The 19,413-nt window shown below is 60.6% G+C and carries 15 protein-coding genes; 7 read left to right on the top strand and 8 right to left on the bottom strand.

What is annotated here, in order from left to right:
• Positions 1–44: 44 nt before the first annotated feature.
• The 4 genes from JZX89_RS25130 to JZX89_RS25145 form a co-directional block, all read right to left on the bottom strand.
• Positions 45–908, bottom strand: a complete 864-nt coding sequence (locus JZX89_RS25130) for an ABC transporter permease (RefSeq protein ID WP_207135691.1) — start codon at positions 906–908, stop codon at positions 45–47.
• Complete coding sequence (locus JZX89_RS25135; protein WP_207135692.1) at positions 908–1,762, bottom strand: ABC transporter permease; 855 nt, start codon at positions 1,760–1,762, stop codon at positions 908–910. Before JZX89_RS25135 ends, JZX89_RS25130 begins: the two co-directional genes overlap by 1 nt.
• Entirely contained in the window at positions 1,762–2,802 is a 1,041-nt protein-coding gene (locus JZX89_RS25140) for an ABC transporter ATP-binding protein (RefSeq protein WP_207135693.1), read from the bottom strand. Before JZX89_RS25140 ends, JZX89_RS25135 begins: the two co-directional genes overlap by 1 nt.
• Before the next feature lie 86 nt (positions 2,803–2,888).
• Complete coding sequence (locus JZX89_RS25145; RefSeq protein ID WP_207135694.1) at positions 2,889–4,118, bottom strand: ABC transporter substrate-binding protein; 1,230 nt, start codon at positions 4,116–4,118, stop codon at positions 2,889–2,891.
• A gap of 145 nt (positions 4,119–4,263) precedes the next feature.
• On the opposite strand from JZX89_RS25145, the gene JZX89_RS25150 reads away from it, so the two are divergent.
• The gene (locus JZX89_RS25150) at positions 4,264–5,412 is read left to right on the top strand and encodes an ROK family transcriptional regulator (protein ID WP_207135695.1); all 1,149 of its coding nucleotides are present in this window, start codon (positions 4,264–4,266) and stop codon (positions 5,410–5,412) included.
• 85 nt (positions 5,413–5,497) lie between these two features.
• On the opposite strand, the gene JZX89_RS25155 is transcribed toward JZX89_RS25150, so the two are convergent.
• Both JZX89_RS25155 and JZX89_RS25160 read right to left on the bottom strand, forming a co-directional pair.
• The gene (locus JZX89_RS25155) at positions 5,498–7,480 is read right to left on the bottom strand and encodes a phosphatase PAP2 family protein (RefSeq protein WP_207135696.1); all 1,983 of its coding nucleotides are present in this window, start codon (positions 7,478–7,480) and stop codon (positions 5,498–5,500) included.
• Positions 7,481–7,714: 234 nt separating this feature from the next.
• Positions 7,715–8,995, bottom strand: coding sequence for an ABC transporter substrate-binding protein (locus JZX89_RS25160; RefSeq protein ID WP_207135697.1), 1,281 nt, complete (start codon positions 8,993–8,995; stop codon positions 7,715–7,717).
• A 194-nt stretch (positions 8,996–9,189) separates the two neighbouring features.
• Between JZX89_RS25160 and JZX89_RS25165 the strand changes: the two genes are divergently transcribed.
• From JZX89_RS25165 to JZX89_RS25190, 6 genes are read left to right on the top strand one after another with little or no spacing between them, the layout of a single operon-like run.
• On the top strand, positions 9,190–11,712 hold the full coding sequence (locus JZX89_RS25165; RefSeq protein WP_207135698.1) for a hypothetical protein: 2,523 nt from the start codon (positions 9,190–9,192) through the stop codon (positions 11,710–11,712).
• A gap of 13 nt (positions 11,713–11,725) precedes the next feature.
• Complete coding sequence (bglB, locus tag JZX89_RS25170) at positions 11,726–12,820, top strand: beta-galactosidase BglB (RefSeq protein ID WP_207135699.1); 1,095 nt, start codon at positions 11,726–11,728, stop codon at positions 12,818–12,820.
• Positions 12,817–14,169, top strand: a complete 1,353-nt coding sequence (gene pglB, locus JZX89_RS25175; protein WP_207135700.1) for a polygalacturonase PglB — start codon at positions 12,817–12,819, stop codon at positions 14,167–14,169. The genes bglB and pglB overlap by 4 nt, the downstream gene beginning before the upstream one ends.
• Positions 14,169–15,275 carry an ABC transporter ATP-binding protein gene (locus JZX89_RS25180; RefSeq protein ID WP_207135701.1) on the top strand — a complete coding sequence of 369 codons (1,107 nt, stop codon included), beginning with the start codon at positions 14,169–14,171 and terminating at the stop codon, positions 15,273–15,275. Before pglB ends, JZX89_RS25180 begins: the two co-directional genes overlap by 1 nt.
• Before the next feature lies 1 nt (position 15,276).
• On the top strand, positions 15,277–16,272 hold the full coding sequence (locus JZX89_RS25185; protein WP_207135702.1) for a carbohydrate ABC transporter permease: 996 nt from the start codon (positions 15,277–15,279) through the stop codon (positions 16,270–16,272).
• Positions 16,273–16,274: 2 nt separating this feature from the next.
• Complete coding sequence (locus JZX89_RS25190; RefSeq protein WP_207135703.1) at positions 16,275–17,333, top strand: carbohydrate ABC transporter permease; 1,059 nt, start codon at positions 16,275–16,277, stop codon at positions 17,331–17,333.
• Between the two features lie 9 nt (positions 17,334–17,342).
• Here JZX89_RS25190 and JZX89_RS25195 read toward each other — a convergent pair whose 3' ends face one another.
• Both JZX89_RS25195 and JZX89_RS25200 read right to left on the bottom strand, forming a co-directional pair.
• Positions 17,343–18,389: a LacI family DNA-binding transcriptional regulator gene (locus tag JZX89_RS25195; RefSeq protein ID WP_207135704.1), complete on the bottom strand. Its 1,047-nt coding sequence runs from the start codon at positions 18,387–18,389 to the stop codon at positions 17,343–17,345.
• A gap of 205 nt (positions 18,390–18,594) precedes the next feature.
• Entirely contained in the window at positions 18,595–19,380 is a 786-nt protein-coding gene (locus JZX89_RS25200; RefSeq protein WP_207135705.1) for a TIM barrel protein, read from the bottom strand.
• Positions 19,381–19,413 lie beyond the last annotated feature (33 nt).

A 19,413-nucleotide genomic window follows, 5' to 3' on the forward strand; every position in this document is an offset into this window, starting at 1 on the left:
TTTCACTTTCGGACGTTGCATTTATCGGGGCTCTGTCGCCCGGGTCAGATTTTCCCCATGCCCGCCGCCATCAGGTCGTCGCGCAGAATGCGGCCGGCGATGATAAAGACGACGAGTGCGGGAAGAAGCAGGATGAAGGAGACGATGGAGGCGAGCGGCAGCTGCATCGAATAGGGGTCGAGATACATGTAAAGCTTGATCGGCAGGGTTTCGACAACAGGCGCGCCGACGATGAAGGACTTGTCGAATTCCTCAAAGCTGCCGATGAAGGACATCAGCCCGCCGGCGAGAAGACCGGGCACCGCAAGCGGCAGGATGATATGCAGAACGATGCCGATTGTTCCGGCACCCAGCGAGCGCGCGGCGTGGATGAGATCATCGGGAATGGTCTCCAGCGCCGCCGTCATCAGCCGGATCATCAGCGGCAGGGTGCCGACAATCTGCACGAGAATGACCCCGGTGACCGAATAGGCAAGCCCGAAGAGAAGAAACACCTGTCCGATGCCGACCGCGACGACCAGCCCCGGAATGATGATCGGCGCCAGAATGAAGATTTCCACCAGCCGTTTCAGCCGGAACGGAAAACGCGCCATGGCCCAGGCCGTGGGCAGCGCGATGGCCGCCGTCAGAAAGGTAACGACGATGGCGATGAGGATGCTGTTGATGGCGGCGCGAATGAGGCTGTCATCGCTGAGAATGCTCGCCCAGCGCGCCGTGGTGTAATCCTTCGGCACGACGAGTGGCGGCGACCAGCCATCGGCGATGCTCCAGAGGAACATCAGCGCGAGCGGCAGGGCAATGGCGAGCGTCAGCGCGCCATAAAGTCCGATGGAGACAAAAATCCGGTCTTCCGGCGTAAAGGCACGGCGGCGGGCAATGGTGGCGGGTTCAAGGGTTATGGCGCTCATCATGCGTCTCCTCGGTTTTGGCCGGGGCCGATGCGGGATGTGAGGGAATAATAAAGAATGAGCACGGAGACCGCGAAAAGGCTCAGCACCATGCCCATGGCATAGACCTGATTAAAACGGCCCTGATTGAACTCCTGGATCATCAGTACCGAGAGCGGCCGGGCCGTCGGCGGGCCGACGATATCGGGAATGGCATAGGAGCCCATGGAGCCGATGAAGGTGAGAAGTATGGCGGCGGTGATGCCCGGCATGGCGAGCGGAACTTCCACGAAGAAAAACGTCTTCAGCCGCGAGGCACCAAGCGTGCGCGAGGCGTAACGGATATCCTCGGGTATGGCGGCAAAGGCGCTGGTGATGATCAGCGTCATGAAGGGTATCTGCTTCCAGACACTCGCCAGAATGACGCCGATGCCCCAATCGTCACGCACGAGCTTCGGCAGTTCCAGCCCGAGCGGCGCAACCAGACGGTCGAGGAAACCGCCCCTTTCGAAAACGACGATCACCATCAGGCCGACGATGATGCCCGGCACCGCCATCGGGAGCTTGTAAAGACCGCTGAACAGCTTGCGGCCGAGAAAGCTCTTGCGGATCAACAGCGCCAGCGGCACCGAGGCCGCAAGCGAGACGATCACCGGCATCACACCGTAATAAATGGATGTCGTCAGACCACGGATCATCGAGGCGCGGGTAAATATCCGCTGGTAGAACATCAGGGTGAAGCTGCCATCTTCCTGCCTGAAGCTGCCGATCAACGCTGAAAACAGCGGGCCGCCGAAGAAGACCAGAAGATACCCTACCCCAGGCGCCAGCAAGAGAAGGAGCTGCGCGCGCCTGTCGCGAAGAACCGCGGCCATCACGCAGCCTCCCCCGCCATTCTGTCATCGAGAAGATGGACTGAACCGGGAAATTGCAGGGCGACCCTTTGCCCGGCATCGATCAAAGTTTCAGCGCCGGACTGGCTGATCCGGATCTGGCGGCCGCCGATCTCGACCGTGTAGAGCGCATTGGCGCCCATGAAGGAGACGGCGGAAACCGTGCCGTCACCGGCCTGATCGGCGCGGATGTGGATGTTTTCCGGACGAACCGAAATCTGGACGTTGCCGGCTGCCGCTTTATCCAGCGTGACGGCCTGCCCCCAGGGCAATTGCGCCTGTGTCCCTTGGGCGGATACGGGCAGAAGATTGGTCTGGCCGAGAAAACCGGCGGTGAAAGCGTGTTTCGGCGAGCGGTAAAGCTCGAGCGGCGCGCCGATCTCAACGACCCGGCCGGCATTCATGACGACGATCCGGTCCGACATCGCCATGGCCTCGGCCTGATCATGCGTCACATAAAGACTGGTGGCGCCGATGCGGCGGTGAAGTTCGGTCAGTTCGTGGCGCAGCGTATCGCGGAGTTTAGCGTCGAGGTTCGACAGCGGCTCGTCGAACAGCAGCAGGCTCGGCTGCATGACGATGGCCCGCGCCAGCGCCACGCGCTGCTGCTGCCCGCCGGACAATTGCCGCGGCATGCGATCCACCAGACCGGCAAGATTGCAGATTTCAAGCGCATGGGCGATGCGGCGTGCGCGCTCGTCTTTCGCAACCTTTTTCATCTTCAGGCCGAAACCGAGATTTTTGGCGACGGACATATGCGGGAAAAGCGCGTAGGACTGGAACACCATGGCGATATCGCGCGCTTCCGGCGGCGTCTGGTCGATGCGTTTGCCGCCAAGGTGGATTTCACCACCCGACGGCTGGCTGATACCCGTCAGAATGCGCAGCAAGGTCGACTTGCCGCAACCGGAGGGGCCGAGAATGGTGACGAATTCGCCGCGCTCGACGGTGATCGACACGGGATGAAGCGCCCGGCTCAAACCGTAATCCTTGGTGATATTGCTGATCTCGAGTTCACTCATGGCGAGGCTCCCTCCTGTTTGCGGCCGAGCTTGCCGGACCGTGGGAGGCTCTTTGTGCCCCACACGATCCGGCGATCCTGAAGGCGTTACTGGTTGAGCACTTTTTCATCGAGCGCTTCGGCAAGCGCCGTCGACATGTCCCAGAAAGCCGGGGCAGACAGGCGCGGATAGACGCTCTGCGGCAAAACATGCTCCTGCACGGCCTTCGGCATCAGATCATTGGTGACATCCGCACGGGGAGAACGCGAAGCCTTGTTTTCCAGCTTCCAGAGCTGGAATTCCTTGCTCATCGCCATATCGATGAGGAGCAACGCCGATGCAACGTTCTTGGCATTGGCCGGCACGAACATGGCGTCGCCCGATCCGACCTGACCTTTTTCCAGAAGCGTGACGCGGAAACTATCCGGCAATTGTTTGGTGCCGAGGAAGCTCATGACCTGATCTTCCCAGACGGTGCCCATGTGAAGCTGCTGGTTGTTGATGAGGTTGAGCGTGTCGGCATTGCCATTGGTCAGTTCAGCCACGGCAAGAAGACGGCGGTAATAATCCCAGACGGGCGTGAGGCACTCGGACTCCATGGCCCAGTCTTCGGCCTGCTGCAGCGTCTGATTATAGTCGGTGAGCTTTGCACGGCAGTCGCCGGTGAGATAATTAAGCGCCACCGAATAAATGAAGCCGCCGCCGGAACCGCCCTTGGCCGGCAGGGTAACGCCGAGACGCTTGGGGTTCTTCTCGGCCCAGACGAGCAGGTCCTCGAAGCTCTTCGGCACATCTTCGGCCTTCACGAAGGCGGAATCGTAACCGATGGCGGTCTGGTTGAGATGCACCAGCGGGAAGCTGCCGCCATGCGGCTTGCCGAAAACGGTCTCGGCCATTTCCGGATTGTAGTTGGCCATGTTCGGCAGAATTTTCGTCAGCGCAATATTGCCGACAACGCCCTTGGAAGAGAGAAGCGGATAACTGCCGCCACCGGCAAAATAGGCATCGACCGGCGAATCCTGGCCTGCCGCCTGCACCGCGATGAGTTGCTGGTTCGCTTGATCGCCCTTCACGTCGCTATAGGCAACCTTGATGCCATATTTGGCTTCGAAACGGGTGATCAGCTCCTTCCATGTATCGGCGAAGCTGCCGGCGAAATTATACATCGTCACCGCGCCCTCGGCTTTGGCGGCGGGAATGACGATCTCATAGAAATTGTCACGCGTAACCTTCGACAGATCGAAGTTCAGGTTTTTCATGTTGCTGTCAGCGGAAAGGCACGGCGCTGCCGTCGTCGCCAGCGCAAGCGCGGCGATCGCAAGAAATTTCAGGCGCATTGAATGGTTCCTCCTGGGGACCCGTTGTTGACCGGCCCCTTATTAATACACTCTAAGTGTAATATTTATGACAGTCCAGTGAAAAATGCTGTCGCGAACCGATGCCCCATGTTGCCGCCGCCCCGCGCAGCCGTTATCCAAGGCGATGACAACAGATCAGACGCCGCCCCAGACCTTCGACCGCCAGCCGCTTGCCAGCGAGAACGAGCGCCTCATTCTGGATATCATCCGCCGCAACGGCCCCATCGCCCGGGCATCGATCACCGGCCACACCAACCTGACGCAACAATCCGTGCACCGGCTGATCGAAGGCCTTTTGGAGCGCGGGCTCTTACGCACCGGCGCGCCGCTCAAAGGCACACGTGGCCAGCCAAGCCCCACTATCGAGCTGGTGCCCGAAGCAGCCTATTCGCTCGGTATTTCCATCAACACCGATTCCGTGGTGATCTGCCTCGCCGATTTTCGCTGCACCGTGATCGTCGAGGAAAAACTGAGGATGCTGCCCGGCGATCGGGAAATGACGCTTGCCGCGCTGTCGCTGGTTCTTGAAAGGCAGTTGGCGGAACACGCCATACCGCGCGAGCGGCTGCTTGGCCTCGGCTTTTCCATGTCAGGTTTCTTCGTGTCGGAAGACCGGGCATTCAACGCGCCTGAACCTCTACGAGACTGGTCGCTGATGGATCTGAAACCGATCCTCGAAGAAAGGTTTCAACTGCCCGTCTGGCTGGAAAACAACGGCACCACGGGTGCCATCGGCGAAAGCCTTCGCGGTGTCGGCTCGTGGTGCCAGACCTTCGCCTACCTGTCCTTCAACTATGGTTTCGGCGGCGGCCTCATTCTCAGCGGCCAGCCGTTTTACGGTTTCCACGGCAATGCTGGCGAATTCAGCGGCATATACAGCCCGGATGAATCGCCCAAGCGCCCGGCCCTGCAATATCTGATCGCGACTTTACAGAAAAACGGCGTCGATATCCATTCGATCGAAGCCCTTTATCGGCAGTTCGATCCTTCATGGCCGGGTGTGGAGGAGTGGCTGGCCGAGACCATGCCACAGGTGGATCGGCTGGTGGCGAGCCTGATCGCCGTTCTCGATCCGCAGGCTATCGTCTTCGGCGGACAATTGCCGCGCGCGCTGGGTCGAATGATGATCGAACGCGCGCATATGCCTTCGCAACGCGAGCACCGTTATGGTGTCGGGCCAAAGGAGGCGAAGCTGGTTCTTAGCGAGACCGAAGGCGATCCTTCAGCCCTTGGCGCGGCGCTGTTGCCGCTCCGGGTGCGCTACTTCCTGTAATAGCGATCATCCAGCGGTCTTCTGCAAATCCGGCGAGACCGCCGTAACCGGGGGGTTGCGGCGGACTGCATCCTTGCATCACGCCCTATTCGACCACCACCGACAATGCCGAACCCGTATAGATTGGCCTCACCTTCACATTGCCCGCATCGATCGATGCGAATGTGCCGGTCAGGCCGTTGGCGGAGATCACATCGAGCCGTGTGCCGGCAGCCGGTGCGCCGCCATCGAAGGCGAGCTTCAGCGTGGCGCCGTCCACCACCGCATTGCCCTTGATCTTCAGCCCGACCTTTTGTGGATCAAGCGTCAGCCCACCGGCCGACTGCGTAAAATCGCCGCCGATGACGACATCCTTTTTTCCCGTAAGCTGGAGCGTGCCGCCGCTGATCAGAACGCCGCCGGTTCCAAGCGCATCCGTAGAGGAAGCCACCAGCGTGCCATCCCTGAGGATCGTTCCGCCACCATAACTGTTGTTACCGCTGAGCGTCAGCGATCCGCTGCCGGATTTGACGAGACGCCCGTGCCCTGCAATATCGTTCGTCCAGCGGTCTGCGGCACTAAACCCGCCGGCGGCGGCATCCATCGTCACTTCGACATCGCCGTCAAACGCGCCGTAACCACCGGCGGCGGCTACCAGATTGATGCGGCCCCAGCCATTGCTGTCATCGAGCAGCGGATAACCAGCCTCGATGCCGGTGGAGAACAGAACGGCGCGACGCTCTGCGGCATCGAGATAGGGCAGGCGCGTTTCCAGCAGAACCTCGGCCCCCTTCGGCACCACCATCGGCGCATCGCCCACGGCTTTGTCGCGGCTGAAGGAAAAGGTCATGCGCCTGCGATAATCCACCTCATTCGCCGCCGCATCGGCGAACCGGTCAACATCCGGCTTTGCGCCATGGGCGAAGTCGACAAGCGACTGGCCCTGCGGCAGACGCTTGGCAAAATAGGTCTGCAAGGCTTCGTGGGCAGCCTTCTTCACCTCGGCGTTTTTAGGATCCTGCAACATGGCGGCGGCCATCGCCGTTGCCGTAATGCGGCCGCCGATCACATCGAGCGGCGAATGCATGCCGGCGACGATGCGGCTCTCGCCGAGTTCGGAGGCCGCCGTCAACAATTCGGAAAAACGCTCTGGCACGGCATAGGCATAAGCAATGGCGGCAAGATAGGCGGCATTGGTGTGGCCGCTAGGAAAACCGCCATCCTTGGCGCGGCCGCGATTTTCACGGGCATATTTCAGCGCCGGAACGACGACACCCAGATCGCTGTCATGGCTTTCGAAGGTGCGGTCGCCAATCGTTTCCTTGCCGGTCTCGATCACCTCGCCCTTGGCATTCATGCGCCAGGGCCGTGGTGTGGAATAGAAGTATTTCGCCGGCGATGTCGTACCCTCAGGGCCGCGGATCACCTTCATGAAGGCGACAAAATCCTTCAGCTCGCTATCCGCCGCACCCGCCTCGGTGCCCTTGTCGTCTTCCTTGCGGGTGATGACCTCGTTCGGGTCGAAATCCGCAAGCGTATGATTGATCGTCGTTGTCGCGCCCGCCCCTTCCCGATACCAGTCGGCAAGCGGGCCCAAGCCGTCGATGACGCTGTAACCCTGCGAACGGCGGTCATTCATATAGGCTTCGAAAGCGGCGGCACGCGTGCGGTTTTCACCTGTCACTGATAGCACGTAGCGCATGTTTTCCTGCCAGACGGCCGGATCGACAATCTTCACATGGCTGAAATCCGAGGGGCCGTCGCCATTCGCGCCGCCATCCGCCCATTTTTCATCACCAAGCGTCCAGATGCGATTAAAACCGGAGAGGATTTCGATGATCGGATTGTCCCGGTCGTCATAGGCGCGAACATCCTCGCCCTTCTCATTCTTGCCGGTCTGGTTGCGATAAGTATCGGAAAGCGGCAGCGGATAGGTCGCGGCAGGCTCCGGCACCGTGATCGCATAACCCTGACCTGCCGGCCCGGTGCGATCAAACGCTTGCGCGCTCGGAACAAGAACCAGCAATGCGACGGAGGCAAGCAGGGACAACCGTGCGGACGGAAAAGACGACATCTTCAGTTTGGCCATGACGAATCCTATGATTTGCAGCGAGTGACGCGTGACGAAAACAGGCGGCACGGCTTCCCGCGCGCCTCGTCATCAGGTTTAAACGGAGCGTATTTCAGTTTTTCGATAGTGCTGATCGAGAGAGCATATGCGGCAATATCCGCCCGAAAAAAGCGGAGAGATATGCCCGGAGACCGGCTCCGGGCATATCGCTTGATGGCTTGGCTCTTCCGGCAAAGCCGGAATGGCTGCCCCTTATTTCTTGACCGCAACCGCCTCATTGATCTTGGCGACATCGTCGGCCAGAACCTTGTAGGTCTGGTCGAGCGTCAACTCCCCGACGATCAACTGGCTCATCCGCTGCACGATCTGCTGATACATGGCGCTGCCGCCCTTGGCGCGCTCAAATTCGCGAGCTGCCTGCGGCACGTTCTTCTTGTTGTCGAGGAAGACCTTCATCGCCGCCTTGGCGTCTTCGCTCTTCAGCTTGTATTGCGGATCGACGATCTCCGCGCCCGTCAGGATGACGTAGTTTTCGGCGATTTCCCGCTGCACCTTCTCGGAACCGAGGAATTCGACGAAGTGGGCCACATCCTCAGGGTATTTAGTGCGCTTGAAGCCGACAATGGCGGTACCGCCGGGCATGGCGTAGCATCCGGCATCGCCGCAGGGCGCATTGATCGCGGTCCATTCGAAGGCGTCGCCGATCTTGTTCTGGAACGGATTGACCATCCAGTTGCCGGCAAGATAGGTCACGACATTGCCGTTGACGAATTCGTCACCCATGTTCTTGTACTGCGAACCGCCGGCGGCACCCCACATTTCCTTGGGGAAGCTGCCATTCTGCGTCCAGGAATAGATATCGGCGATGTATTTCTTCGACGCGTCATCGGGGAAGCTGAACTTCCCATCCTTCACATAGGTCGCTCCATAAGCAAAGGCACCGCCAGAGAAGCGGTGGCCGGAGCGGTCCATGGTAAAGGGAATCTGCACACCGGTTGACTTGGCGACGCGAGCGGAAGCCTCGACGATCTCGCTGAATTTCGCGGTCGGGCCGGGCAGCGGCTCACCCGCCTGCTCGAACAATGTCTTGTTGACGAAGGGCAGGTTCAGCGTCTGCGACGCCATGTAGCCGTTGATCGACTGCGGATCATTGACGTTGGGCAGGCGAAGCTGGTTGAGGCTGGAACCGTGCAGCTTGGCGAAGGCCTCCGCATCCTTCATGTAAGGACGCATGTCGAGATAATAGGTCGCAAGCTGCCAGTCGGTGATCTTGGCGATATCTGGGCCTTCGCCGACCGCCAGCTGTACCGGCAGTTGCTTGGAAACGGCATCATAGCCCGAAGACACGAAGTTGACCTTCACGCCCGGATTGGCGGCCTCGAACTCCTTGCTGAGCTCGGACATGCGCTGCACATAACCCTGGTCGTCATCCGTAAAAAGAAAAGTGATCGTGCGGGTTTCCGCCTGCGCGACCGAAAGACCCGCGATAGAAGCCAATACGAGGGCGCTGACGCCCGAAAACAATTTCACCATGCTCATCCTCCCAATGAAAATATTTTCATAAATCGAACAGAAGCTCCTCTGCTTAATTCGATTTATCCTGTTTTGCGACTTGACAGAATAAACGTCAAGCTGTTTGTTTTGGCGAAATCGCACAAATCAACGTAAAAAAGCGAAGATAGATTTGTGAAAATAATTTCATAAAGATCGAAGGGAGGCGATCCATTATGACGGATAGACCTTTGGCGACGACTGCGTCGCAACCCACATATACCGTTGCCGACGGCGAAACGGTGACAGCCTGGATAGTCTCCGATCTGGTAGAGACCTCGTTTCCGGGAACGCCCGCGCCGGCGGAGGACCGGGTGAACTACCGTTTCATCAATGGTTTCGTCGATGTCGGCGACCTGCCCTGCCGCAAGGCCTTCCAGCAGACCATGATCGGTCGCGACATCGCGCCTGAGGCTGCCTTTGCGGTTTCGCACCTTAACCTGCCGGGTTCCAACCGCCGCGTTGAATTCACCGGCTTCTGGCATGTTCCCACCCACGTGCAGCGCTGGCTGAAGGGCACATTCCGCAGCGACACCACGCGAAAAGCGCATTTCCGGCTGCGCACCTGCGGCGGCGTGCGCATCTGGGTGGGCGGCGTCGAACAGGTGCGCTTCGAACCCTTTATCCGCAATGTCGAAACCAGCCGTGACATCACACTCGAGCTTGCGGCCGGCGACAATGAGGTGCTGCTGCTCTGCGAGGATCTGGCGGAACGCGACATCATCTGGTTCTTCGAGCTTGAAGTTATCGACGCCACACCGCTGACGGTCGTGCTGCCCGTGCCGCTCGACAGGGAAGAAACGAAGCGTCTTGCCGCCTTGGTGCGCGACGTTCGTCCTGCGCAGGATGTGTTTTCCGGCACGGCGCTTGAACTGGTTTTCGGTGCCGCGCCCACAAGCGACCTGCCCGTGCATATCGCGGTGAAAAGCCATGGACATGAGCGCGCGGCGCTTGCGGAAGTGGATACCGTGCTGCAAGCCGGGCAATCCTCGCTGACGATCCCTGAAACCAGGGGCATTTCGGACGGGTATCACGGCGTCAGGATTACCCTCGGTTCCGGAGACGGAACTGTAACGCGGGTTATCGACGCGGCCTTCATGCGCGATGCCGCCCCGCAACCCGCAGCCGCCGATATTGCCGAGCGAAAAAAGGCGGCGCTGTCCTTTAGCGCCCGTTTCGGCGCATGGCGCATCGGCCGTGCGCTGGCGATGGTCGCCACCGGCAGCGATGACCTCAAGACCATCGGCGGCATCGTTGACGCTACGTTGTGGTCCATCGACCGGCGCGAAGACTGCTCCGATTTTATCATGATCCCGCTGCTCTGGCTGGTGCGCGCCCATAGTGACCGTCTGCCGGCCGAGATGCTGGAACGGATCAATGCTTCGATCCTCGCCTATCGCTACTGGGTGGATGAACCCGGCAATGACGTCATGTGGTTCTGGAGCGAGAACCACGTTCTGTGCTTCCACACCAGCCAGCTGCTGGCCGGCGACTATCTGCCGGACGCCGTCTTCACCGCCTCCGGCCGCACCGGCCGGCAACAGGCGGCGCTGGCGGCGGACCGGCTGGAGCGCTGGTTCGACAGCGTCGAGGCGCATGGCCTCGCCGAATGGAATTCGGCCGCCTATTACCCCGTGGATTTCATTGGCCTTCTCGCCATCGAGCATTGGGCAGGGACGGAGCTTGCCGCACGCGCACGCTACCAGCTCGATCTAATTTTCGAGATGATCGCACTGCATACGCTTGGCGGCGTTGCCTGCGGTTCTCAAGGCAGAGCCTATGACAAGGAATTGCGCGCCGGGCCGCTGACGGAACTGGCGCCGTTTGCGCAGGTGGCCTTCGGCCAGGGCTGGCTCAACAATGGCGTCGCCTCGCTGCCGATGTTCTGCTGCGGCGATTATCTGCCGCCCGTACATCTCGCCGCCCTTTCACAGCTTGAGGCTGGCCGTATGGTCGAGGCGCGGTATGCGCAGGGGCTGGAACCCGGCAAGCTCGTGCTTTTCAAGAACGAGGCCGCGCAGCTTTCAACCGTGGTGGATCATAAAACCGGTCGCAAAGGCCACCAGCAGCATGTCATGGACATCAAACTCGCCGGCCATCCCATGGCGCGGCTCTGGGTCAACCATCCCGGCGAAGATGATCCGTGGGGTACGCAGCGCCCCTCCTACTGGGCGGGCAGCGGCATCCTGCCGCGCGTGGCGCAACACCGTGATCTGGCGATGATGATCTTCGACACGGACGATCACCGCAACGACTGGACCCATGCCTATCTCGGCCGCGACGGGCTGGACGAGGTGCTGACGGAGGGCAACTGGCTCATCACCCGTTCGGGCCGAGGCTTTGCCGCGCTTTATGCGACGAACGGGCTCGAACCCGTTACCGCAGGCGCCACCGCCAATCGCGAGATCAGATCACCCGGCCGCCGCGCCGGCTGGGTCGGCGTCATCGGCTGCGGGGATGTCGCGGAGTTTGCCCGTTTTCGGGAAAAAATCCTCGCCACGCGCGTCACCTTCGAAGCCGAAAGCCGGCTGCTCTCGGTCACACCGCCGGGCAGACCGGACCTCACCCTCGCCTGGGACGGCGCGTTCACCATTGGCGGGCAAGCCATGGCCTTCGACCACGAGCAGCCCCAGCCAAAAATCACCTTCGACAGTGCCGATCCCACATCCGGCGGCGCGGCACGACCATTTTACTCCTAATCGGAATAACCAGATGAACCAGCCAAGCATGGAAAAAGACACTCTTCGGACGACGATCGACAATGTCGCCGCCGCCTTCAGCCGCCTCAAGGGCATTCAGGAAGGTCTGGCGAGCGGCAGTTCCGATGGCAAGATCCAGTTCGACGAATGGGATTGGGAAGTCGGCGTCGGCCTTTACGGCTTCCTGCGCCGGGCGCTGGCCGCCAACGACCAGAAGGCATTGGACGACCTCGTGACATGGTATGGCTGGCAGATCGAGCGTGGCCTGCCGCCGCGCCAGATCAACAGTTCCGCGCCGATGCTGCCGCTCGTCATCCTCACCGAACATGTCGACCGGCCGGATTTCCGGGCGCTGGTGGAAGACTGGGCCGACTGGCTGGTTCATGAATTGCCGAAAACCGAGGATGGCGGCTTTCAGCACGTCGTCAAGGAACGGCTGAACGAGGGCGAATTATGGGACGACACGCTGTTCATGGCATGTCTGTTCCTTGCCCGCGCCGGCGTGGTGTGCAAACGCCAGGACTGGATCGACGAGGCGGTCTACCAGTTCATGGTCCATACGCGTTATCTGTCGGATCCCGTCACCGGGCTCTGGTATCACGGCTGGACCTTCAACGGCCGCCACAACTTCGCCGACGCCTTCTGGGCGCGCGGCAATTCCTGGATCACGGTCGCCATTCCCGAACTCTTCGAACTGGTGCCGACGCTCTCCGAAAAGGACAGGCGCTTCCTCGCCAATGTGCTGGCAAGCCAGGTGCGGTCGCTCCGGCAATATCAGCGCGAAGACGGCATGTTCCACACGCTTCTCGACGACCCGACCTCGCCGGTGGAAACATCAGCCACGGCCGGTATCGCCTACGGCATTCTGCGCGGCATCGAAGCCGGCATTCTCGGCGAAGAGAACCGGCCGCATGCGGAACGGGCGCTGAAGGCGGTGCTCGGCAATATCGATGATGAAGGCGTCGTGCACGGCGTCTCCGATGGTACGCCGATGGGCCATGATCTCGAATTCTATCGCCGCATTCCCAATCTGCCGACGCCCTACGGGCAGGCGCTGACGATGCTTCTCCTGATCGACGTGTTCCTGAAAAGGCCGCAGGTATCATGAGTGCGCAGCCAGACATCACCATCACGGCCGATGGCCGCGACGCCACCGCCGACATCCAACGGGCGATCGATACGGTCTCGGCGGCGGGCGGCGGGCGCGTGTCGCTTTCGGCCGGACGCCATGTCAGCGGCGGCCTTCATCTCAAGAGCGGCGTGGAGCTGCATCTTGCCGAAGATGCGGTGCTTGCACCCGTCTCCGACTACGAGGCCTATGCCCATACGACAGTTTCCGTCATCGCCGAGGCATCCAACCGCGGCATGATTATTGCCCGGCGAGCAAGCAACATCGCCATCACCGGTCCCGGCTGCATCGAGGCGGGCGGCAAGAACTTCATTATCGGCGATGACGAGGCCATGGGAACCTATATCCCGGCGGCGCGCCGTCCGCGTGTCATCGTGCTGGAATCCTGCCTGAATGTGCGCCTCGAGAACCTCTTCGTCAGCGGTTCGCCGATGTGGACGCTGCACATGGTCGATTGCGACGATCTTGTTTTCCGGAATGTCCGCATCGAAAATGACCGCCGCCTGCCCAATACGGATGGCATCGTGCTGGACGCCTGCCGGCGTGCGCTGATCGAGGATTGCTTCATCTCAACCGCCGATGACGGCATCTGCCTGAAAACAAGTGCGGGGCCGGATGGCAACGCCGTCGGCGTCTGCGATAATATCGCGGTCCGCCGCTGCACGGTCTCGAGCGTCAGCTGCGCCCTTAAACTCGGCACGGAATCCTTTGGCGATTTCACCAATGTGGTTTTCGAGGATTGCAGGATCGTTGAATCCAATCGCGGCATCGGCCTTTTTTCCCGCGATGGCGGCGCCATGCGCAATATCCGCTTTTCGCGGATCGAGGCCGAGTGCCATGAAACGCCCGGCGGCTTCTGGGGCTCTGGCGAAGCGGTGACCGTCACGGTCGTCGATCGCCGCCCCGAACGTCAGGCCGGCAGTGTGGAAAACCTTGTTGTCGAAGATCTGAGCGGCTCGATGGAAGGCGCGATCAACCTCGTCGCCACCTCGAAGGCCGGCATTCACAATGTCACACTGGAGCGCATCACGCTGTCGCAGCAGCCCGGCAAGCTCGGCACCGGCCTGCAATATGACCTGCGCCCGACCAATGCGGATATCGCGCCAAGCCCCGATGCCGCCGGTCGCGCCAATGCCTGGACGCGGGATACCGAAGGCAGGATCGTCGGACTGGAGAATTATCCCGGCGGAATGCCTGCGGTCTATCTCTCCGGCGTAGAGGGATTTTCGGCGCGCGATGTCGCCGTTAGAAGAACGATGCCCTTGCCCGAGGGCTGGAACAAACAAGAGATCGTCGCGATGACGAACTTGTCCGAAGGGAGCAGGTGATGGGAAGTCTGAAGCTAGAAAACCTCAACAAGGCATTCGGCGCCGTTCATGTGCTGCATGATATCGATCTTCAGATCGAGAACGGGGAGTTCGTCGTTTTTGTTGGCCCCTCGGGCTGCGGAAAATCGACGCTGCTGCGCATCATCGCCGGTCTTGAGGATGTGTCCTCCGGCACCATCGGCATTGGTGGGCGCGATGTCAGCGCGCTGTCGCCAGCCGAACGCAAGATCGCCATGGTCTTCCAGTCCTACGCGCTTTATCCGCATATGAGCGTGCGCAAGAACCTTGCCTTCGGCCTGGAAAACCTGCGCTTCAAGCGGGCAGAAATCGAAAGCCGTATCAACGAGGCCGCGCGGATGCTGGCCATCGAACCGTATCTCGACCGCAAACCGAAACAGCTTTCTGGCGGTCAGCGCCAGCGCGTCGCCATCGGCCGCGCCATCGTGCGCGAGCCTGACATCTTCCTGTTCGACGAGCCGCTGTCGAACCTCGATGCGGCGTTGCGCGTGCAGACACGCGCCGAAATCACGCGGCTGCATCGCGATATCAAGACGACGATGATCTACGTTACCCACGACCAGGTGGAAGCCATGACCATGGCCGACAAGATCGTGGTGCTGCGCGCCGGGCGCATCGAGCAGGTGGGCAGCCCGCTTCAGCTGTTCGACAATCCACGCAACCTCTTCGTTGCAGGCTTCCTCGGCTCGCCGCGCATGAACATTCTCAAGGGCACAATCGTCACCGGCAGCGATGGCAATATGGAAATCGATGCCGGATATGGCGCGCCATTACCCTGCCTTGTCGATCCGGCCGCCGTCAGCCCCGGACAGGCGGTGCTGGCGGGCATACGCCCTTCGCATTTCACGGTCACGGACAATGCCGGCCTGCCCTTCGAGGTGCAGTACCACGAAAGCCTCGGCACAGAGACCTATCTCTATGGCAATCTTCAAGGCCAGAAAGAGCAGATCATCGTGCATCAGGCGGGCCATTTCGCGCCTGCCTCCGGCGCAGTGCTGAAGATCATGCCGGCGCGTGAAAGGGTGCATATCTTCGACCCCGCCACCGAACTGGCGCTGCCGCGTCTCAATAGCGAGGGGAGAGGGTAGCATGGCCAATCCGAAGCTTGCGAGACTGTCCGACCGTGCTCTAGATGCTGTGATGGCCATCGCCGAAGTGCCGCTCAACCTGATCGAGCGGCTGATCGGCAAGAAGCGCATGCCTTATATTTTCCTGATGCCGAACCTTGTTCTGTTCGGCATCTTCACCTTCCTGCCGATTGCGATTGCCGTCGGTTATGCCTTCACCGGCGGCACCGAACTCCTGATCAGCGACCGCCCTTTCGTGGGGCTCGAAAATTTCGGCAAGTTGCTCGATTGCCAGAGCTATATGGACCCCGGCAGCTGCCGGGAATCGCTGTTCTGGACGGCGATCTGGAACACGCTGTGGTTCGTCGGTTTCAACGTCACCGCCACACTGTTCGTCGCGCTGGTCACGGCGCTCATCCTCAACCGGGCAATGGCCGCGCGCGGGTTTTTCCGGGCCATGTTCTTTTACCCCGTGCTGCTATCGCCCGTCGTCATCGGTCTCATCTGGAAATGGTTCCTCGACCGCAACGGCCTGCTGAACGCCTTCCTGCAAATGCTCGGCGTGCCGCCGGAAATCTTCCTGCTGGATGTCGGCTGGTCGCGTTTCTTCGTGGTGGTGGTTTCAGTCTGGTTCCATATGGGCTTTTATACGCTCATCCTTTTGGCCGGCCTGCAGGCCATTCCGAAAGACCTCTATGAAGCAGCCGCCATTGACGCCGCCTCGCCCCGGCGCACACTGTTGCGCATCACTTTGCCACTGCTTGCCCCCAACCTGCTCGTCGTCCTGATCCTGTTGATGATCCGCTCGGTGCAAATATTTGATGAAGCATGGGTTTTGACCAATGGTGGTGGGCCTGGCACGGCCAACACATTCGTCGTGCAATATATCTACCAGATGGCCTTCGGCAGTGATCTCAGGCTATTCGGCCTTGCATCCGCCGCCTCGGTTCTCATGGGCCTTGTGCTTCTCGCGCTGACGCTCGTGCAATTGCGCCTCGGCAAAAAGATGGAGTCCTGATCATGTCCGGCAACCTCAACGCCGTCGCGTTCCTGACGCGAACCCGCCGCCCCGGCCGGATCGGCCTTACCGACGTCCTGTCATGGGTCTGGCTCATCGGCGGCACACTCGCCGTCCTCATCCCGGTCGTCTGGGCCGCCATGTCATCGCTGAAACCGGAAGCCGAAATCACCCGGTTTCCACCGAGCCTTCTGCCGCGCGCCGCCGTGCAGGTGGAGGTGCAGGGTTATGACAAGCCGCTCAGCGTCTGGAAAGCCACCATAGATGGTGTAGAGCGGGAAATGGCCATGGTCCGCCGTGTCGGCCTCAAAGCCCAGATGGTGGACCCCGCCAATCCCGGCCCACCCGTCAGCGTCGATACGCGCGAAATAACGCCTGTCCAGAAACTGACCATCGCGACGGAAAACTTCACCGATCCGCTGACCCGGTTCAGCTTCCTGACCTTTCTTAAGAACTCGGTCTTCGTCACCTTCGTCGCGACCGTTCTGACCCTGATTGTCAATGCCATGGCGGCCTTTGCGCTGTCGAAATACCGCTTCCGCGGCGAGAAGGCGATCTTCGTGCTGATCATCTCGACCCTGATGATCCCGCTCACCGTCGTCATGGTGCCGGCCTATCTCGTCATCGTCGGCGTCGGCCTCGTCGATAATCTCTGGGGCGTCATCATCCCTACCGTCGCGACGCCAACCGGCGTGTTCCTGCTGCGGCAATATATGCTGACCATTCCCGACGAGCTGATCGAGGCGGCCCGCGTCGATGCCGCCAGCGAATTCCGCATTTTCTGGCGCATCATTCTGCCGCTGACGGCGCCGGCGCTCGCGGTTCTCGCCATCTTCTCGGTTCTGTGGCGCTGGAACGACTTCCTCTGGCCGCTGATCGTCCTCAGCAGCCGCGAAAACTTCACGCTGCAGGTGGGGCTGAACGCCTTCCAGGGCGAGTTCTCGGTGCAATGGCACTATATTCTCGCCATGACCTTCCTCAGCCTTGCGCCCGTCACCGTCGTGTTCCTGTTCCTGCAGCGCTACATCACGACAGGGATTGCCGGCACGGGCATGAAATAAACTGCAAAATCACTTGGGGGGCGGCGCAATGCTGCCCCTCAGCACGAGGCGACAGCCGAGTTCCAGCCGGTGCGCCGGCCGGGTCGGATCAGCCGCCACAAGCCGCTGCTCCAAAAGCGAAAGTGCCGCACCGCCCAACCTGTCCGCCGGCAATTGAATAGTGCTGAGCGGCGGCGCGCTGAAGGCGGCCGGCATGATATCGTCGAAACCCAGCACCGAGATATCATCCGGAACGCGGATACCAGCTTCCGTTAGCGCCTTCAGACAGCCTAGCGCCAGATTATCGGCAGCGCAGAAAATCGCGGTAGCGTTTCTAAGCGGGCGCTGCTCGGCCAGCAGGCGGCGGATCGCGACCTCGCCCCATTCCGGCTCGTAGCTTTCCACCTCGATGACCATATTGGCCGGAACTGTCAGGCCAGCCGCCAGAAAGGCGTCGCTATATCCATCAAACCGCCGGCGGATCGTCGTGCGGCCCTTCCAGGTGACATGCAGGATATTGCGATGCCCGAGTGAGAGCAGATGCTCGATACCAAGCCGCGCGCCAAAACGGTTCTCGGCCGTCACCGTATCGACAATCATGGCCGGGTCTTCACCATTGATCAGCACCACCGGCCTGCCAAGCGCGGACAGTGCCTCGACCAGTTGCGACCTGTCATCATTGAGAACCACGATGCCATCGACATTGTCGGCATCGGCAGCCTGCGCCACGGCAACGGGATCGAGCCGGCTCGTTGTGCTGACAAACGGAACGATACGAATGCCGCGCTTCTCGCACTCGCGCCGGAAGCCGTTCAGCATCGTCCAGCTGACCATGTTGAGATCGCTCTGCGGTGCCGCATCATTGGTCATGGCGAGAAGCACGACACGCAAAGTGGCGATCGTCGCCTTCTGCCGGCGGTTTTCGAGATAACCGAGCGTGCGGGCCGCCTCCAGCACTCGCTCGCGAACCTGAATAGTCAAGGGGGCTGTACCGTTGATGGCGTGTGAAGCCGTACTCAGCGATACATTCGCCTCCCGCGCTACGTCCTTAAGCGTCGTTTTCCTGTCTATTTTCATAAAGGGGAATTCAACCACTCTTCTTCGGACGGTGCGGGCAGAAAGCCTGCTCAATGCAGTCGATCTGGAGAATACCCGTGCCTGTCTGCTGCTCTCTAATCTGTGGAAGACTACAGCATGATCCGTAAAGACGGAATTGAATTCTCTGGGTTTTTATCTCCGACCATAAAGCGCCGCCCGCGGCGAACCACAGGCGGCGAGGCGGTCAGAGCGCCTGGGAGATATGGTCGATGCTGTCCTTCACCGCAGCGGCGGGGTCTTTCAGGTCATGCACTTCCGTCGCAAAGGGTTCGAAGCTGTAAGGACCCTTGTAGCCGGTCGCCTCAAGCGTCCTGATCTGCGCGATGTTTTCCAGCCGGTCGTTGCCATCCACCAGAACACGGTGGGCATCCAGCATGTCGGCGACGGAGACGGTGGGGTCGACTACGCCGGAAATGTGCACGAGGCCGGTACGCTCGGGGAAGAACGCAGTCTCGCCGGCGAGATGATGGTGAAAGGTGTCGTGCACCAGCTTGTAGATATCGTCGCCACCAGCCGCGTCGATTGCTTTGATGGCCTCGGCCTTGGTGCGTAGCGACGAGATGGGGAAACCGAGCGGCTCGACAAGGCCGGTCAGCCCGCGTTCTTCAAGGATCGGCTTCATGGCCTTCAGCGCCGCCACGAGATCGTCGAAGGACACCTCTGTTCCATCGTTGAGCGGGCACATGACGAGCGCCTTCGCGCCGCTTGCCGCGGCATAATCGGCCATGGCAACGGCGCGCTGCGGCAGATCCCCCGACCAGACATTGAAGGGATAAAGCGCATTGATCGAGATGATCGTCACGCCGGCCTTTTCGGCTGCCGCCTTCAACGCGGACGGATCCACCGTGCCGACGATATCAGGCAGGTCGTTGCGGATTTCGACTTCGGTAAGGCCGAGTTCACGGGCAGTCGCGAAGAACTCCTCGAGGGAAAGTTTCGGCGCGGTGATGTGGTTGATGGCAAAACGCATGAAAGATCTCACTGATAAAGGGCGGGACGGGTG

Origin of the sequence: Agrobacterium burrii (genome assembly GCF_017313405.1) — a bacterium.
Classification (GTDB): domain Bacteria; phylum Pseudomonadota; class Alphaproteobacteria; order Rhizobiales; family Rhizobiaceae; genus Agrobacterium; species Agrobacterium burrii.